The sequence below is a fragment of the Streptomyces sp. NBC_00038 genome, assembly GCF_026343635.1.
Lineage (GTDB): Bacteria > Actinomycetota > Actinomycetes > Streptomycetales > Streptomycetaceae > Streptomyces.
Genome location: NZ_JAPELQ010000001.1, coordinates 1006009 through 1023762 on the forward strand (window position 1 = coordinate 1006009; position 17754 = coordinate 1023762).

Genomic DNA, 17754 nt, shown 5'->3' on the forward strand with positions numbered 1-17754 from the left:
GCAATTCCGGCCCGGGAGTGCCGTACGGCGCGTCAGATTGGCAGGTACGGACTGGGCTTGCCGTGCCAGCTGATGTTCAGGGCGTCGCGGGCCCGGGTCGTGGCGACGAACAGCAGGGAGCGAGCCTTGCGCTGCTCGCGTTCGTAGCGAGGCGGGTCTTCGGTGCGGTAGCGCTCGATGACGCTGGTGCGCGGGATGATGCCGTCGCTGGCGCCGACGATGGCGAGGCGCTGGTACTCGAGTCCCTTGAAGCGGTGCATGGTGCCGACGTGAACTTCGCCGTCGCCCTTGGGGCCGTCCTTCGTTAGTTCGGCGCAGGTGATGCCCGCCTTGGTAGCCAGGTAATACATGGTCTGGCTGACCATGTCGCGGTCGGCCACGCACACGGCGATGCGGCCGCTGGGGTCGAGGGAGGCGCCCTTTTCGTCGGTGGAGAGTTCCTCGCGCCACGTGCTCAAGGTCGTGGCGAGTCCGGCGAGTTCGTCGTCCCAGGTGTCGTACCGATTGAAGTCGGGCTTGGGACCGTGGAGGACGGAACGGTATCCGGCGAGCGTGTCGGTGCCGTCGTCGAGGTCGTCGTACGTGACCTTCTCGTTCTTGCTCTTGGGGTCAACGACGCGGAGGGCCTCGGCGAGGATCTCCTTCGTCGTGCGGTAGCTCAGGGTCAGCCGTGAGGCACGGCCTCGGATGTTGACGCCGAGGGCGCCGAGAGCGACCTGGTGGTCGTAGATGCGCTGGTGGGTGTCGCCCGCGACGAACATGTCGTTGGGCTGGTCAGGGTCGGCCATGGCCCGCAGCATCTTCCAGTGCGCGGGGCGCAGGTCCTGGGCCTCGTCGACGACAATGTGCCGGTAGCGGTATCCGATGTAGCGCATGCCGGAGCTGTCATCGCGGTGGATGAGGTCCTTGCCACCGATCTCTTCCTTGTACTCGCGGCGGGCCCTGATCTTCGCGGCGCGCTCGATCTCGAAGCGGGCGGCGCGTTCGGCGGCCTGGCCCCACGTTTCGACGCCGAGCTTGTCGAGCCGGGCGGTGAACTGCTCGATGAGCTTCCAGATGTGGTTGCGCTCGGGGCGGGTCAGCGCGCGGCCCCGACCGGCGCGTCGAGCCTTGAAGTAGTCGGAGCGCGTGGGGACCGACTGGCCGAGGATGACCTGCTCCCACTCCTCAAGGAGGAATTCCGGCTCCCAGCGTCGGTCATCGAGTTCGGCCAGCAGTTGGCGCATCTCGTTCAGGGCCACGTGGTCGTAGACGCGCTGCTTGCCACGTCCGGGGGCGGTGTTTTCACCTAGGACGCGAGCGGCGAGCTGGTCGATGTGGGCGATGTCGACGCGGGCCAGCAACTCCGGTTCGACGAGGGAGGCGAGCCGCAGGCGCAGGTCAGTGGTGAGGTTCTTGGTGAAGGTGGTCAGCAGGATCGGCTTGTTGTGCCCGGGGGGCAGCTGCTCAGCGAGATGCTTGACCCGGTGCAGGGCGACGATCGTCTTGCCGGTGCCGGGGCCGCCGGAGACGCGGGCGGGGCCCTTGTAGTGGCGGTGGACGATGCGCTCTTGCGTGGGGTGCAGGAAGACCTTCCAGGCGCGGAAGTCGCCTTCCTCGATGACTGCGCGTACTGCGTCGTCGACTGTGGTGACCTTGGTGCGGGAGAACGCTGTAGCGAAGTCGTCGGGGTCGGGCTGCTGGTCGAGTTTGACCGGTGCGGTGATCTCATTGCGGACTTCGTCGATGTCCATCCCGGCGGCGAGGCCGTACAGGATGTCCTTCGACAACAGCGGGGCGCTCTCGACGAGTTGGTCGAGCTCAGCGCTGGTGGTCACCGTAAGCGCCAGGTCGATCAGCTGCTCGGCGACGCCGAGACCCCGCAGTTGCCCTGCGTCGTACGCGGAGAGCAGCGCCGGCGCCGCAGGCTCGGGCTCAGGGACAGTCTCGGGCTTGGGGGCCTGCTCCTCCGGCTCGGCCGGAGTGAGGGTGATGCCGACCCTGCGGAGAGCGCTGTCGCCGACGACGGCGAGGTCGACGAACTCGATCTCGCCGGTGACGCGGTTGACAGCGACCTGAAGCTCTTCGTAGACGTCCTTGCGGTGCCGGACGGCGATGACCAGCCAGCTCTCGGCGCCGTCGGCGTCGACACCGGTGGGGGTGAGCAGGGCCCGATAGTCCTGGTTGACGCGAGCCGACCAGATACGGGAGTCGCCCTTGAGCTTCTTCTTCCTGAGACCCGGGAGATCGGGGTTGTTCCGGAAGTTGTGGCAGAAGTCGTAGAACTGGGCCTTGACCGAGCGGTCGAGCTTGTACAGCTCCTGTTCGGCTTTGCGGTACAGGCTGAGCCGGGCGGTCATCGGAGCGTGCCTTCTTCCGTGTCGGGGAGCTGGTCGAGCAGTTCGTCGAGGTGGGCGAGCCATTCGGCGGCGGTACGCACGGTCCAGCCGTCCTCGGCATACGCGGCGTCGCGGCGCTGGGCCTCGGGGTCGTCGTCACCCTGGTGGGCGGAGACAACGGCGATCTTGAGGGCGGAGGTGTGCCAGGCGAAGTCGGCCTGCCAGCGGCTGGTGCCCAGTTCGTAGCCGAAGACGGGTGCCTGCTTGCCGCGGTCGGCAAGTGTCTCGGCGAGGCGGAGCAAGTCCGGTGCCTCGTCGGCGTCTTCGCGCAGGATCTCCAGGATGTCCTCGTCCCAGACGGCGTCCCGGAGCGCCTGGGCAACGGCGGCTTCAGCGGCCGAGTCGTGCCCGGGGTCCGGGTCGACGGGCTTGACCACGGCCGCGGGCGCCTCTGACACGGCGGGTGCGAGGACGCCGATGAGTGAGTCGAGTTCGCCGAGCCCGCCGCAGACCGCGAGGACTTCGACCTCAAAGTCCGCGGATTTGCTGGTGGCAAGCTGGACGCCGTCACCGCCGGCCAGCGAAAGGAACTGGGTGAGGTTGGTCCAGTACAGCCAGGACCGCCAGCGCTCCTTGTGCTCGTCCGTGTCCAGCACGGCTTCGGAGTCGTCGAGCACGGCGAGGGCGGTCCATTTCAGGGCCTCGGGGTCGGCGGCGTCCAGGGCGAACACGATCGGCAGCCCGGTCTCGTCCTGCGTGCGGAAGACGTGGACGGGGCCGATGCCGGCGGCATCCGTTACGACCGGCTTGTCGTGGCGCTCGGTGGCGGAGAAGGTGGCCAGTTGGCCGCGCAGGGCTGCCACGAGTTCGCTGCGGCGTCCGGTCGCGGTGACCGGGGCCGTGCCTGGCTGGGCCGTCAGTCCGGTGACCAGGGCGCGGGCCCGGCGGGCCCAGCGGTCGGCATCCGGATCACGCAGGTAGGCGATCAGGGTGTCGATGGGGTTGGCGAAGACGGCGTCGGCGAAGTGGGCGCGCTGGCCGCCGTACTGCTCGTAGGCGGTCTTGGCCTGTTCCTGAGCCGTGCCCCGGTACGGCGGCCATACGGGCTGTGTACGGGTGGGGCGCTTCTCGAAGAGATCGATGTCTGCCCAGGTGATCTGGAAGACGGTCTCCCCTTCGGCGCGCAGGAGGGTGCGCTTCGCCGCGTCGGTGGCGATCTGGTTGTGCTCGCGGCTGGCGTGGAAGCGGAAGCCTTCGAGGTAGACCTTGACGCTCTGGGCGGGTCCGTCGATGCGGGTGAAGGTGAAGTCAGTGACGGTGCCTCGGAGTTGCTGCTGCGCGGTCAGCCGCCAGTGCACGACCCCAGGACCGTCGGTGAAGCGCAGATGCCCGCTCGCATGGCCGTCTTCGTCGAGGGAGGCGTCGTCGGTGACCTTCACCCAGTCGCGCAGGGCCGCCAGGAAGCGCGCCTCAAGGTCGGATTCGACCTGGGCGTCCAGGCCGACCAGTCCGGTGTGGTCGACCTCGCTCCACTCCCAGCCGTCCGAGCCGTCCTGCTTGAACAGCAAGGACTCCAGCATCGTCAGCGCGGCCTGGCGCGAGACGATGTCCTGGAACGGCTCTGGGGTGTAGCGATGCAGGCAGCGGTGGCAGGCCCGGCGCTGCTCCTCGGCGCACGGGCACTCCTTGAGCATCTCGTACGCCTTGGCCAGGGTGTCGCGGAAGGCGATCGGGTCGGTGAGCCGGTCCAGGTAGCCGGTGCCACCGGGGAGCGAGTCGAAGAGCACGAGGAACCAGCGGCGCTCTCCGCTCTCGTTGTCCGGCATGGAGGCGACGGTGGTGGCCAGATGCTGAGGGTCGCCGCCGAAGTGAAGGTCCACGCCGAGACGCAGTGCGGCCCTGAATGAGTGCACCTTGGAATCGACGTCTGCGGTGGCGGCGGGGATGAGGACCCGCAAGGCTTCTGTCTCCAACTTGTGGGCGAGCAGGACGGGTTCTTGACGTACGCCGTCCTTCTTTCCGCGCCGCAGCGGGCACCATGGACGGTGGTGCTTGAGTGCTCCGCTGCGAGCGGCGAGGGAGTCGAGCGCGTCAGTGTCGTGGTCGAAGACCGGCTGGCCGTCCGCGGTGGCCGCGCCGCAGGCCGTGCACACGTGGAACGGGTTCAGGCGCACCCGGTGGCCGGCGAAGTCGTCGCGGTTCGGAGCGTCGTAACGGACCGGTCCGACGTTGATCCGGCGAATCATCGCCTTACGGCAGTAGTCGACGCCGAACGTCTGGCTGTCGTGCCGCCACGAGCCCGGCTCAATGGCCTCCACCGGGATGTCGACCGCGTCCACGACCGTGTAGAAGCGGCGGTCCCGGTCATCCTTGTCGTCGCGGATCTGGGCGTCTTCCCGCTTGTCCCGCGAGGTCACGGTTGCTGGTTCGACGATCTGGAACAGGCAGGAGCCGTCGTCCGCGATATGACTGGTCTTGCAGCGCGGGCACGGTGACCGGTCCTCGGCGGCGTCCTCGGTACGCACATATCCACAGCCCGGGCATACCCGCCAGGTACGCCACTCCTGCCGGCCGCCGGTTGCGATCTCCAGACCGGTGATCTGATGCTTGTGGCCGTTGACGTAGAAGGTGTTGCCCGGGGCCATCTCCTCCAGCGCGATACGCCGCGGCCTCTCGTAGGAATCGGTGGTGGAGGTGTACTTCATCTGCCCCGTCTTGGCGTCCACCCCGTCCTCGCCGTACAGCGTCGCCGACAGAACGGTCGTGGAATCGATCAGCGCGTAGTTGGGCAACAGCCCCAGGTCGCACAGAGCGCTCTGGGCCGACGTCTCGCCCAGGTTCATCAGGCGGCGGCCAACTCCACGTCGTTCGGCGTCCAGTTCGGCCTTCTGCCGCGCCTGGTCCGGATCGGAGTCGTGCAGTTCCTCGTGGGCATCATCGATCTCACGCAGCCGAGACCGCAGTGCCCGCTGGCCGCGGAACCACTCCCGTTCGGCCTCCTCGACCTTGGAGCGCAGGTCGTGGGTGGCGTACGCGCGCAGATCGGCCTTGGCCTGGTCGTTGACACCGGAGGGGAACAGCTCCAGAAACCCCTTCGCCAGCTCCTCGCCCTGGGCGATGGCCAACTCCACCAGGTCGACCAGGTAGCCCGAAGGCCCGAACAGACGAGGCGCCTTGTGCGGCAGCGCACGCAACACGATGCCGTCCGCACGCACCAGCCGTCCGGCGGCCGCAAGGTCCAGCAAGTGCGCCAGGTATTGGCGGCGCAGGATCTCGATGGCCGACAGATGGCAGCCCGGTGGCACGATCGTGCCCGCGATCAGGTCCTTGGGCCGCTCCAGGAAGTACAGGTCGCGGCGCCGCCGGTCGGGGATAGTCAGCAAGAACGCATTGCCCGTACGTCGTCCCGCCCGCCCGACCTGCTGGGCGTAGCTGGCAGGCCGACGCGGCAACGCGGCCAGCACGACCGCAGACAGGTCACCGATGTCGATGCCCATCTCCAGCGTCGGGGTGCACGACAGGACGTTGGGGTCCTTGAAGCCCTCGCGGCGCTTGAATGCCTTCTCCACGTTCTCCCGCTCCGGACGGGAGAGCATTCCGGTGTGCTCAGCGGTGACCACCTGATAGGTGCCCGCCTTGCGGTACAGACGCCGGTAGTAGTCGTCGGTGTAGTCGCGGTCGCGGTGGTGCACGCCCAGGCCCTCGGGCCTGTCGCCGGCCACCAGGCGGCCATTGCGGCAGCGGTAGGAGGGGCACGGCTGCTCGTGCCACTGGTCGAGCAGGGACGGGTGGACCGTCTGCTCCCAGAAACACACCGGGCAACGCACGTAAGCGTGACGCACCTGCTCGTCGTCCAGCAGCTGCGCCTCAATGTTGCCCGGCTTCAGCCCGTACACCCGCACCGAGGTGTCATCCGGGGTACGGACCGACAGTAGGCCGAGCGAGGCCAGCTCTGGCAGCAGCCGACTCCAGAACTCCGGCGCCATCTCGCGCGGGAGACCGAGGCAGCGCCCGGCCCACCGCTCGTACCAGGACAACCGCCCGGTCGCGAAGTCGAACTCGCTGCCGTTCTTGGGCTGGCTGAGCAGGAACACCGGGGCCGCGACGCGCTTAGGGAATGCCCGCATGCCCGGCGCCCGCTTGCCCCAGATGAAGTACCGGCTGGTACCCGCTTCGTCGACGTACTTGCTCAGCCACTTGTGGGCCACCGCGCCCCGGGTGCGCAGCCGTTCCAAGAAGATCCGTACGAACGCCAGATAGCGTGCGTCGTCCTGAGCGATCAGCGGGACACCGTCGCGCACGCACTCCTCGTGGATCCGTTTGACGAGGGCTACGACGGCCGCCGCATCGTCGATACGAACCTGCGCAGCAGCGGTCCTGGTCAGTTCCAGGGTGCGGCCGTTGCGCGATCGGAAGCCGAACTCCATCAGTGCCTCGAACGCGAGGCGCTGCCCGATCAGACGCCACGTCGGCAGGTTCCCGCCGCGACCCTCGCCGGACAGCAGCCGATCAACTCCCTTGTAGCCGTGCAGATCCGGCGGCACCACCGCAGCCAGCGTGTCCTTGTCCGTGGTGGCCTCAACCACGCCCGCGATCAGGTCGTTGAGTGGCGTCGGCTCGTCGTGCCTTAGGTGCTTGGCCAGCAGGGCACGCAGCGAGAAGGTGTACGAACGGTTCGCGACGAACCCGGCCCGGTGCGCTGCATCCTGCACCGAGTCGTTGAACATCAGCGTCTTGTCTTCGTGCAGCTTCTTGTCGAGCTCCCCGCCCGTGAACAGCTGCGTGATCGACGCCGCGGCCATCGCGGCCGACCCGGTGCCCAGGTAGCGGATGGCGTTGCGCTCGCCGCACGCCGCACACCAGTCTTCCCTGGCCGCGGTGTTCGCCACCGTGCCACCGAAGTTGACCAGCACGAACGCCGAGTCGCGGGCGGTCAGCCGCGGCTCCTTGGTGTCCTTGTCGTAGTCGTTGAGCGGATCCGGCAGCCGCAGTCGCTTGCGCGCGCCGTCCAGCACCATCAGCAAGCCGCCCGAGCCCTGCGATGCCGCGATCGTGCCTCTGCCGCCGGCCGTCATCGGCGCCGTTCCGGAGCCCTCTCGGGCCTCCCGTTCGGTCGCCGCAATCAGGTTCCGTACCCGAGCTTTGTCCTGGCCGAGAGAGGCGCGACGGATCTTGAAGGTGTCGAACTGGACGTCGTGGTCATCGCTCTCCGGCGAGAACACCGCCCAGCCCGACCGCCCACAGTCCCGGCAGTAGATGGCTGGCAGGAACAGGTTGGCGCTCTGCCCCGACGTCGCGGTCGTCACCGGCGCCGTTCGGCCGCCGTCCGTGGCGCTGGCGTCCGCCATGCCGGCCGCGTCCCAACGGAACTCGGCCTTCGGCCACGGCAGTACGCCACGCAGCAGCCGGGAGACAGACCGGGCCCACTGGTGCACCTCGACGTGTACGAACGGACGCGGCTCCCCCGGAGGGGACTTGGGGTCACGCGCGTACGACATCAGCGCCACGAACCGGGCGAGCGCCTCGGCCGCCTTCTCCGGCTGACGGGCCACCGCCTCCGCCCAACCGGCCGCACCTGCACGCCACATGACGTCCAGCACTTCGGGGCTGGTCTTCACTTCGCCGTCCAGCGCCTGCATCACCGCCCGGGTGAACAGATGCCGTTTCAGGTTCTCACCCAGCAGGAACGGATCCGGATCGGAGACCGTGGTCACTGCTTTGATGAGGTCGAGCATCGCCTCCTCGCCGGAAGCGGGATCGGGCAGTGCCAGCAGCTCGTCTGGAGTGGGCAGCCCTTGCATCTTCACGTCCGTCAGCGGGATGAACTCCTCCACCAACAGCCGGTTCTCCCCAACGATGGACTCCGCCGTGAACTCCGTACCGAAGACGTCGCTTGCCACCTCCAGCAGACGCGTCACCCCGTCGGCGTCCGTTCCCGACGCGAGCGTCGCCGAGGTCGCCACCGGGCAGATACGCCCCAGCGGGCGTCCCTTCTCGGACATGCCGACCGCGGACGCGAGCCGTCGTAGCAGCATCGCCACGTCGGTGCCCTGCGCACCGTCGTACGTGTGGAACTCGTCCACCACGACATACCGGATGTCCGCGTCCTGCCACAGCGGGGCGTCGTCCTCACGCTGCAGCAACAGGTCCAGCATCTTGTAGTTGGTGATCAGAATGTCCGGCGGCGACAGCTGCATGTCCGAACGCCGTGTACGCACCTTCTCGTACTGCGTCGCCGCGCGGTCCCCGATGTACAGCCCCGCCCAGAGCTTGCCGAGTGCCTCGTCGTTCTGCGTGAGCAGGTCGTTGATGCGCTGCGCCTGGTCGGTCGCGAGTGCGTTCATCGGGTAGAGGAACACCGCTTTGACGCCGGTCTTCCCCGCCTCCCGCTCCCGGCGGCAGTGATCGAGCACCGGGTAGAGGAACGATTCCGTCTTGCCCGAACCCGTCCCCGTGGTCACGAGGGTCGGCTGCGGCGTGTGCCCGTTCGCCGACGTCAGCCGCTCGAACGCGACCGCCTGGTGCGCGTACGGCGTGAACCCCTCGCGCTGCCACTCCAGGTGGTTGCGCCACCCTTCGCCGGCCGCCGTGAACGGAGTGCGGATCCGCAGGTACGGCCCGCGGAACATCCCCGCCGTCTCGTCCCCCAGGAACCGGTGCAGCGCCTCCCGCGCGCCCTCGTCCGTCAACGCATACGTCGTCGACAGATACTGCAGCAGGCTCTCCTTGAGCCCCCGCGCCTCCAGCGTTGGCCTCACGGCTTCGGCACCTCCTGCTTGACCGGGTCCCACTCGCCTCGGGCAATCGCTTCATCGAGTCGCTTCTGGAAGACGGCATGCGCCTCGCGCATCTCCGCCTCGCGATCCGCCTTGTGGAAGGGCTGCGTGTAGCCCTCCGGCACGGGGGCCGTGTCCGGAGCGGCTCGGTACGCCTCGAACTGCTTCCACGTCTCCTTGGTCTGTCGCTGTCCGATCGTGCGCGCGTTGCCGGCGAGCTTCCAGCCGTCGGCGTCGAACCATGTCACGGCCTCGTACTTCTGGAGTACGGGGAAACGGCCCCGGTATGCGGCGATCAGCGCGTCGGCGTCCATACCAAGCCAGACGGCAACCAGGGCGTCGATCTCGACCAGGGCGGAGCGGCGGGCTCGCTCGCTGCGGAGAGGCGTTTCTGGGCGCCAGTCCGGGGTCACGTCGTCGAGACGCTGGAGACCGGGCCACTCGCGGGCCCACCGCTCCTGGCCGGGCCAGGCAGGGTCGTAGAGCTCAGCCCAGAGGTCGGCGTAGGCGCGGGTGAGGCAGTTCAGGCGGAGGGTACGGAAAAGGAGGCCCGGGGCGAGGGGGTGGTCGGGGGTCGGAGCGGGAGTGACCTTGGCGCCAGCGATTCGAAGATCGCCCCGGCCGGTTGCCCGGAGGAAGTAGTCCAGCGGAAGCGAGGCCCAAAAGCCCGCGACCAATGCGGTGTGGCGGCAATCGGCCATCGCGAGGCTGTGCACGGCATCGATGTGGGCTGTCCCGGGCGGCACGAGAGCCCCGTACAGGGCCCGCTCGGTGTTGGGTGCGACCTGACGGCGCCAGGCCAGTCGGTGAAACGTGACATACCTCCGCCGGGCTCGCTGCACCAGCACGGCGTCGATCTGCGCCGGAGTCACCTGCTCCTCCGGGATGCGATCGTCGTGAGCAACCCTTTTCCGCGCACGGGTCATCGCCTTGTCGCTGGACCGTAGGCGCGCGAGGGCCCGATGGTCGATCCATCGTTCCTGCTCGGACAAGTAGGCGTGGGCTCTCCCCTGTTCCCGTACGTACGCGGTGTCGGGTACGAAGTCCGGCGGGAGGAGGACAAGATCAGCACCGTATGGATCGTTGCTGTTGGCATCGTGACGCTTGAACACTGGGGTGGAGACGCTTAGTTGGGTCCCCTTGAGAATGACGTGGCGCCAACGGTCCGGGCGGTACTCCTGACCTGTGACCGGATCGGGGCGGTTATAGTCGATCAAATTGTCCTGTTTGGCACCGCTCTCCTCATATCCGCGCGTGATTTGGGGCAGCAGAGGGCCGAGCCGCAGCGGATAGTCCGCCAGAGCCTCGATCGCCGAGGCTTCCGCCGTACTGACGGGAAACAGCAGACGGGCCTGCTCGACAGGACGATCGGCCTCGTCCAGGAGGCGTTGCCAGACGGACAGAAGGTGAGTGTCCACCCGGACGACGCGGGCCTGGTGCGGGCGTTCATCGAACTCACCGTTGCGGTACCGGACGCCTGGCACCTCGCCCGAGCCATCGTGCTGAGCAGAGTGCCGCAGCGAGTCCACGGAGACCAACCATGAGAGATGGTCGAAGCCGATCTCCGTAGGCCGTCCGTAGACGTGCACCCCGAAGTGGGCAGTGTCACCGACCGGTCGTGGGAAGAATCGTTGGCCGGAGTTGACAAAGTCGCCGTGAATACGAAGCCGCCGGTACGCTGCCTCCCGGAGGCTGCCCTCCTTGTCCCCGGTGAAGTGCGTATCCGGGTGAACCATCCCAGCGGTCCCGCTCGCAGAGGTGTGCGCCCAAACCTGGGACATGAACGCTCGGTACAAATCCGGCTGGGTCCCCGTCAGTAGCGGGTACATCTGCGGGGAACTGAACACCGCGACCTGCGCACTCGTATTTGTCAGCTCGCCAAGCACATACCGGCGAGCCGCCAGAGACTCCAGAAGGTCCCGGCGTCGGCGGTCCTTCACGGCCGTGGACGCCTTGTCCTCCAGCTCGAACCACGGTTCGCGCTCCGCGAGTACGGCCGATTCGTTCCACCGAGGCCTCACCCACGGCGGGTTTCCCACCTGCAGGTCGAAGCCGCCATCACGCGCGAAGACGAGGGCAAACTCCAACTCCCAGTGCAAAAAGCCCTGTTCTCCTGCGATATCGCGCACGGCCCGGAGCCACGGGAACCGGTCCTCCGGGTTGTCGATGTCCATTCCCATGAAGCCGGGAAGTGTCTCTTCGAAGCCCTTCAATTCATCGAGGCTCTTGAAACTGTCGATGAGAGTGCCTTCGGGCACGTCGGCCGTGCCCAGCATGGCTTCCAAGAACTCGAGCCAGTCGTCGAGATCCTTGAGAGGGACGATCGGCCGTCGTTCCAGCGCCTTCGGCTTAGCCGGGCCCTTCTTCGCTGCCTTCGACCCGACCTGCCTCACTTCCACGACCACATCGTCGTCCGCGGACAGTTCGAGGTCCTCGAAGGAGGTCTGCTCGGGGCCGAGCGCGAACAGAGCTGACTCCTCGACGAACCGCAGCGCGGGCGCCGGCGCGGAAACTGGCGTCGGCCCGGCAACATCTTGGGCCTCAGGCAATTCCCCGGTCAGCAGCACCCCGTCGAGCACCTCGCTGAGGCCGTCTGCGTCACTGACCACAGTCCGTGCGGCGTACTCACCGTCACTCCCGTCCAGCAAGGCGGTCTTGTCGACCGGCCAGAACCACAGGGCGCACCAGGCGTCCATGACCTTCTTCAGCCGCCAGTACGGCGTGTCGACCGCATTGAAGAGGTCCTCCAGGACCTTCTCCTTCGGCACCGCCTGATCGGGGTGCTGGAGGAAGGCGTACTCGGGATCCGTCGGATCGGCCTGCCACAGGTCGATCCGGCGCGCGATCTCCTTCTCGGAGAGTTCCATGCGCTTGACCACTGCCGCCCACAGGAATTCGACCCTCCGTGCAGCGTCCCGCAGCTTCGTGAACTGCGAGGGTGCTTCCGGCTTCGGCTGCTTGGTCTTGGGATTGAGCTTGGGGCTACCGTCCGCATTGAGGTGCGCGGTGCTGCGCTTGGGGCGCTGGAGGATCCCCTTCTTCCAGGCGGCGAGTTGCTCGACGCCTTCCTGGGCGAGTTCCTTGGCTTCCTTCGAGCCCGCGACCGCGGCCCAGCCCGGGCTCGGCAGCAGGAACTGGTGCACCGCGTCGTCGGGCAGCAGCTGCGATTCGCCGTCCTTGAGGAAGGGCAGCGGTGTCGGTGCCAGGGCACCCTTCGCCTTCAGCCAGGCCTTGTCCTTGCCCGCCACGTCGTCGCCCGCGTACACCGCGCGGCGCCCGCCGATGAGGGAGTTGCCCCGGCGCAGGTGCAGGCCGAACCACGGAGCGCGCATACCTGGGTGCATGGTGTTGAGCCACAGAGACACCTCGGCCAGCTCGACACCAGTCGCGTTGAGGTCGACCCCGTATGCGTTGTGCAGGGCGATGTACGCCTTGACCTTCTGCTTCTCGGTGATCGCGTCGGCCGAGGGGATGGTGATGCCAAGTTCGTCCTGGCGGCGGCGCAGGTACTCGTCGGCGACCTGGTTGATGGCCTCATTGAGGAACGCACCCGAGCCGAGCGCCGGCTCGCAGATCTTGTACTTCAGCAGCTCCGAGGCCCGCGTCCTCTCGGCGCCCCCGTCTTCGCCCCGTTCCTGGTCGAGGCGGTTCTTGAGGGTGAGCTCGACGGTGACCTTGGTCAGCGACTCGGGGGTGTAGTACGAGGCAGAGGTTTCCCGGTCGCGGCCGGCGAGCCGGTAGACGAACGAGCCTTTCTCGTACTTCTTGGCACCGCGCAGACCCTTGCGAGCATCGTCCTCGCCGTACTGGACGAGGGTCTTGTCGGGGTACTGGTCCTGCTTGTGCGAGGGGACGAGCCAGGAACCCTGCTCCGGGTCACCGCCTCGGGCCACCTCGCACAGTTCCTCCTTGGCGATGATGCCGGTGTAGGACATCAACCCCTCGTAGACAGCACCGAGTTGGTTAATGCCGAGGTTGCGGTAGGAGATGAAGCCGCCGCGTTCGCCGCGCTTGCCCTTCTTCATGGTGAGCAGCCGAAGCACCTCGTGGAGGGCCTCGTTGCGCAGACACAGGTTGAGCCAGCGGGGATCGTTGTCCTCGTCGCTGCGCGGGTCCAGGACGCCGGTGCCGATGAGGCGGATGGCGGTCGGCTCGAAGAGTTCGCTGCGCAGGGCCTCGAAGCGCAGGCCGCGGCCCTCGCTGCGGCGGGCCTCCTTGGCCTTGCGGGTCTCCTCGTCGTCGCCGGGCTGGTAGTCGTCGGGCTCGGTGCCGTACGCGCGGTGGCCGAAGTTGACCTTGTTGAACAGGACGTCGAGGGACTGGAAGAGGTGGAAGCCGTTCTTTGCCTCCTCCTCGACAAGTTCCTCGTCGCGCTCGACGAGTTCGCGCAGGCGTGCCATGGAGTAGCCGGCCTCGTACGACCCATCGTCGGCGGGAAGGATGCCGAGTTCGGGACGAGCCTCCGCGTACAGCAGGAACAGGACGCGGTAGAGGTAGCGCAGCGCTTCGCGGGTGAGTTCGCGCGCGAAGGGGATCTTGGGGCTTTCGATGTCAGCCGGGGTGACGTTGTTCTTCGGATCCGCCATCCGGTGCAGGACTTCGTTGGCGATGATCTCGACCGACCGCTGCAGGCCGTAGCGCAGTTCGCCGGAGACGCCGGCCGCGTTGTCACCGGAGGACTTGAGCAGGGCATCGATCGCGCGGCTGGTGTCGTTCTCACCGGAGCGGAGCATGTCCAGGCTGAACAGGGCGGCGATTGTGGCGAGTTCGCCCTGCTGAGCGCGGTCGTTGCGCTCCAGGGCGGCGTCGAGGTTGACCGCAAGGTAGCGGCCCTCGTTCCAGGCCTGCCGGTCAGCGAGCAGGATCACGCCACCGCAGAGCAGCAGGACAAAACGCGGGTGCGGGCCGCCGACTTCGCCGAGTTCGCTCTGAAAGAGCCATGAGGCCAGGGCCGCGCCCGTCTCGTACGACTCGCTCGCGCTGACCCGCACGGACGACAGGAGCCGTCCGGCACGATCAGGGTTGAGCGCGTCGTCGTTGGCGGCGGTCCAGCCGCAGTCCAGGGCGATGATGCCGTGGCCGTGGTAGGCGACAGGCAGGGTGTGGTCGCGGCCGGCGCGGTGCACGGTGAGCTCGGCCGGGGAGGTGTCGTAGCCGAGGGTCCGCAGGACCATCTGGTGCCACTCCGCGAGGCGCTTGGTCCACTCGGGGTTGTTGTGCGTGTTGAGGCGGGCTTCGTCGTCGGCGTCGGCCTGGCTGGTCTTGGCGAAGTAGCCGCGCAGTTCGTCGGCGAGGTAGGGAGTGCGCAGCGTGCGGAGCAGCTCGCGCGGGGTCTTGCGCGGGTCGTTCTCGTCGCCCTCGCGCTGCGCCCAGGTAGTGAACAGGCCCTTCTTGAGGTCGGTGCCGAGCTGGTCGGCGAAGTAGTGCGCGGACAGGTACTCGCCACGGTTGGCGAAGGAGTCGAAGTCGGTGCTCATCGTTCGGTGCCTCCTTCGGTGGCGGTGTGCGGTTCGAGGACGGCCAGCAGGCGCAGCATCGGTTCGCCCGCCGTCTCCAGGGACTTGACCAGCTTCAGCTGTCGCTTGGCCGTGCGGTCGAGCTCCGCTTCCTTCGGGCGCGCACTGGCGAAGAGGGCGTCCTGCCGCCAGTCGGTGACCTTCTTGCGATAGGGAGCAAGGGTCTCTTCGATCTGCTCGCGGTACGCGCCTTCAAGGAGGGCGAGTTGTCGCTGTGCGGCATCGATGGCGTCGGGCACGAGCGCGCTGAGGCCCGGCAGGTCGCGGGGCGTGGCGCGGCCAGGCATGTTCGGGCCCACGCCGTAGCTCTCCAGTACGTCGGCGGTCAGCGCTGTGACGTGCGGGCTGTCGGGAAGGCCGGAGACGGCCATCCACTCGACGATGGTGGGCTTGCCCAACGCGTTGGAGTAGATGCCCTGCACCAGGAAGGTCGGGCTGTCCACGGTGGCGGCGAGCACCGGGGCCTTGTGACGCCCGATCTCGACGAGCACCTTGTCCGTGAGCCAGTCCAGGACCGGGTGGACGTCGGTGACGTACGAGACGTTCGGCCACTGGGACGCAGTAGTCTCCCTCGCCGCCTTCAGGCGTGCGCTGGCGAGGTCCTTGGAGAAGGTGATGCGCATGCGTCCCGGCTCGGTCTTGCGCGGCAGGATCTGCTGTTCGTCCAGGTACGACTTGGGCAGTGCCTTGAGCCGGTACAGCAGGTCCCGTGGTGGCTCGAAGGCGATGGTGCCGTCGTCGTCGCGCCGCAGCGACAGCATGTCCTCGGGGTTGGGACGGGAGACCTGCCGCAGCGCCTCGTCGAAGTAGTCGGCGGTGGACCGGAAGAGCTTCGGTACGACGGCGCGGGCCACTTCGGGGTGTTCATGGACTGCGCCCACCTGGCCGAGCAGCCCGGTGAGGAAGGCGGCCCCGCCCTGCTGGGACTGCTTGATGGACTCCTCAACGGTGCGGCCCGCGATCAGGTCCTGGGTGAGGCGGCTCTCTTCCTCCTTGGCCCGGTACAGGCCGGTCACGGCCTCAGCCGAACCTTCGATCTTGTGGGCCTCCTCCTCACGCCTGAGGAGCTTCTCGCCCACCAGCCGGTCATCCAGGGTCCGCGGCTGCCCGGTCGTCTCGTCCGTGCGCCACGGGATGTCACTGGCGAGGATCAGCGCGCGGAACTCAGGCCGGTGTTCCTGCCCGTACCGGTCGATACGGCCGTTGCGCTGCTCGATGCGGATCAGGGACCACGGCAGGTCGTAGTGGATCAGCAGATGGCACTGCTGATGCAGGTTGACGCCCTCGGAAGCGACGTCGCCGGTGAACAGGATGCGCACCGGGTCGTCGCGCAGCCCGAACTTCTCGACGATGTCCTGCTGTTCCTGATCCGTGCTGGCCTCGCCGTGCATGACCTGTACGGCTCCGCCGTATCCCAGCCAGGGCTTCTTCTCGTCCGGGCTGGTGGTGCGCTTGAAGCCGAGTGCGTCCGGGACGGTCTCCGCCAGCCACTTCAGGGTGGGGATGCTCTCGGAGAACACGACCACTCGGGTGTCCGAGCCTGGGCCGACGCCCAGCTCCCGCAGCTCGTCCAGCAGCGCTGCCCGCTTCGCCGAGTCCTGGTCCTCGATCTGCTCGGCGAGGTGCTGCAGGTCGGTCAGGGCCGTCCGCTCGACCTTCCGTGCCGCTTCGCGTACCGCCGGGTCCTCCGGCCGCTTCCGTGTCTTCGAACCGTTGTCGGGCTTGTCGGGCGGCGGGTTGTCGAGGTTTCCGATGCGGGTCTTGATGGTCGCCAGCAGCGCCTTGTGCGAGGAGAGGAACGACTTCAGCAACCGGTACGGGACGAGCTGATGCCGGCTCACCGACGGAGTCGCCAGGTCGGCCGGGATCCAGCGTGTGGCCAGTTCCTCGAGGACTGCGCGTTCCTTCTCGGTGGCCGGAGCGTGGAGAGGCAGGGACGGGCCGCGGTCCGCCCAGGTCCCCTTGAGGGACTCGCGGACTTCGGCCGCGGTCTTGGTGCGCCGGATGTAGAGGTGCGCGAGGTCCTTCACCTCGTACTGGGACGGATTGGCGATCGCAGCCTCGTCCAGCATCCTGACAAGCTCGGCGAAGGAGGTGGCGTCGCCGTTGTGCGGGGTGGCCGAGGCCAGCACCAGCGCGTCGGTCTTGCGTGCCAGTAGACGGGCGAGCGCGTTGTTCTTCGTGCCGCGGTTGACGAGGTTGTGGGACTCGTCGATGACGACGGCGTCCCAGTCGGTGTTGTCCAGGTGGTGGGCGTACACGTCACTCTTCAGGGTGTCCACGGAGATGATCGCGCGCTTGAAGTACGCGAACGGGTTCCGCCCTGCGGGGATGTCCTGCTGCACCCGCTGAATGCCGGTCGAGTCCAGCCGCACCAGCGGGATCGCGAACCGGCTCCACAGCTCGCGCTGGAACTGCTCCAGCACGTGCTGCGGCGTCACCACCAGGATCCGCTCGCCGCGCCCCCGCCGGATCAGCTCCGCCAGCAGCACCCCGATCTCCAGGGTCTTACCGAGACCCACCACATCCGCGATCAGGATCCGCGGCTGCGGGTTCTTCATCGACAGCGCCAGCTCCGCCGGGCGCAACTGGTGGACCTGCTGGTCCATGAGGAAGTTGTCCGCCAGCGCCAGGCCGTGCTCGGTCTGCGGCAGGAACGTCTTCCGCATGATCGCCTCAAGGAACAGACGGGATCTGCGGTGGTTCGGAGAATCGTCAGCCACCAGCTCGGTCTCGCGCGGGTCCAGCTCCTGAACGACATCCAGCCGGTCGTAGAAGGTGGCATCGACCCCGCGGACGAACGACGAGATGCCGGTGACCTCGACCATCCATCCGTCACGGTCGGTGTCCCTGCAGTTGCGCACCAGCCACAGCTCGTCCCGGATCAGGACCTGTGCGCCCGCCGCGTATCCGCCAGTGTCAGTCGGCCGCTTCAGTGACGAGGCTTCGTCCGGCTCCCGGGCATCCCTCGCCGTATCGCTCTGCCCGCCCACGGATCCCGCCTCGACGCTCAACGTCCGCTCCGATTCCTCACTCACGGCGCGCCCCGCACCGCTCACCATTCACGAGACGTATGGACAGCGTCCAAGCCGACCCCATTCGCCCCTGCGCCTAGCTTCCCACCAGGTACTGACAGCGTGGCCA

General features: G+C 67.7%; 4 protein-coding genes. All 4 read right to left on the bottom strand.

Annotated elements, in window-relative coordinates; genetic code table 11:
- Positions 1 to 32: 32 nt before the first annotated feature.
- Genes OG219_RS04665 through OG219_RS04680 form a run of 4 tightly spaced genes read right to left on the bottom strand, consistent with a single transcriptional unit; the run spans position 33 to position 17648 of the window.
- Positions 33 to 2339, bottom strand: coding sequence for a UvrD-helicase domain-containing protein (locus OG219_RS04665; RefSeq protein ID WP_266823137.1), 2307 nt, complete (start codon positions 2337 to 2339; stop codon positions 33 to 35).
- A complete protein-coding gene (locus tag OG219_RS04670) occupies positions 2336 to 9076 on the bottom strand; it encodes a DEAD/DEAH box helicase (RefSeq protein WP_266823139.1) in 6741 nt (2246 codons plus the stop codon). Before OG219_RS04670 ends, OG219_RS04665 begins: the two co-directional genes overlap by 4 nt.
- The gene (locus OG219_RS04675) at positions 9073 to 14571 is read right to left on the bottom strand and encodes a hypothetical protein (RefSeq protein WP_266823141.1); all 5499 of its coding nucleotides are present in this window, start codon (positions 14569 to 14571) and stop codon (positions 9073 to 9075) included. Before OG219_RS04675 ends, OG219_RS04670 begins: the two co-directional genes overlap by 4 nt.
- A complete protein-coding gene (locus OG219_RS04680; RefSeq protein ID WP_266823143.1) occupies positions 14568 to 17648 on the bottom strand; it encodes a DEAD/DEAH box helicase in 3081 nt (1026 codons plus the stop codon). Before OG219_RS04680 ends, OG219_RS04675 begins: the two co-directional genes overlap by 4 nt.
- Positions 17649 to 17754 lie beyond the last annotated feature (106 nt).

Coding starts and splice junctions, on each gene's coding strand:
- OG219_RS04665 (WP_266823137.1), bottom strand. CDS start 2,339: ATGACCGCCCGGCTCAGCCTGTACCGCAAAGCCGAACAGGAGCTGTAC.
- OG219_RS04675 (WP_266823141.1), bottom strand. CDS start 14,571: ATGAGCACCGACTTCGACTCCTTCGCCAACCGTGGCGAGTACCTGTCC.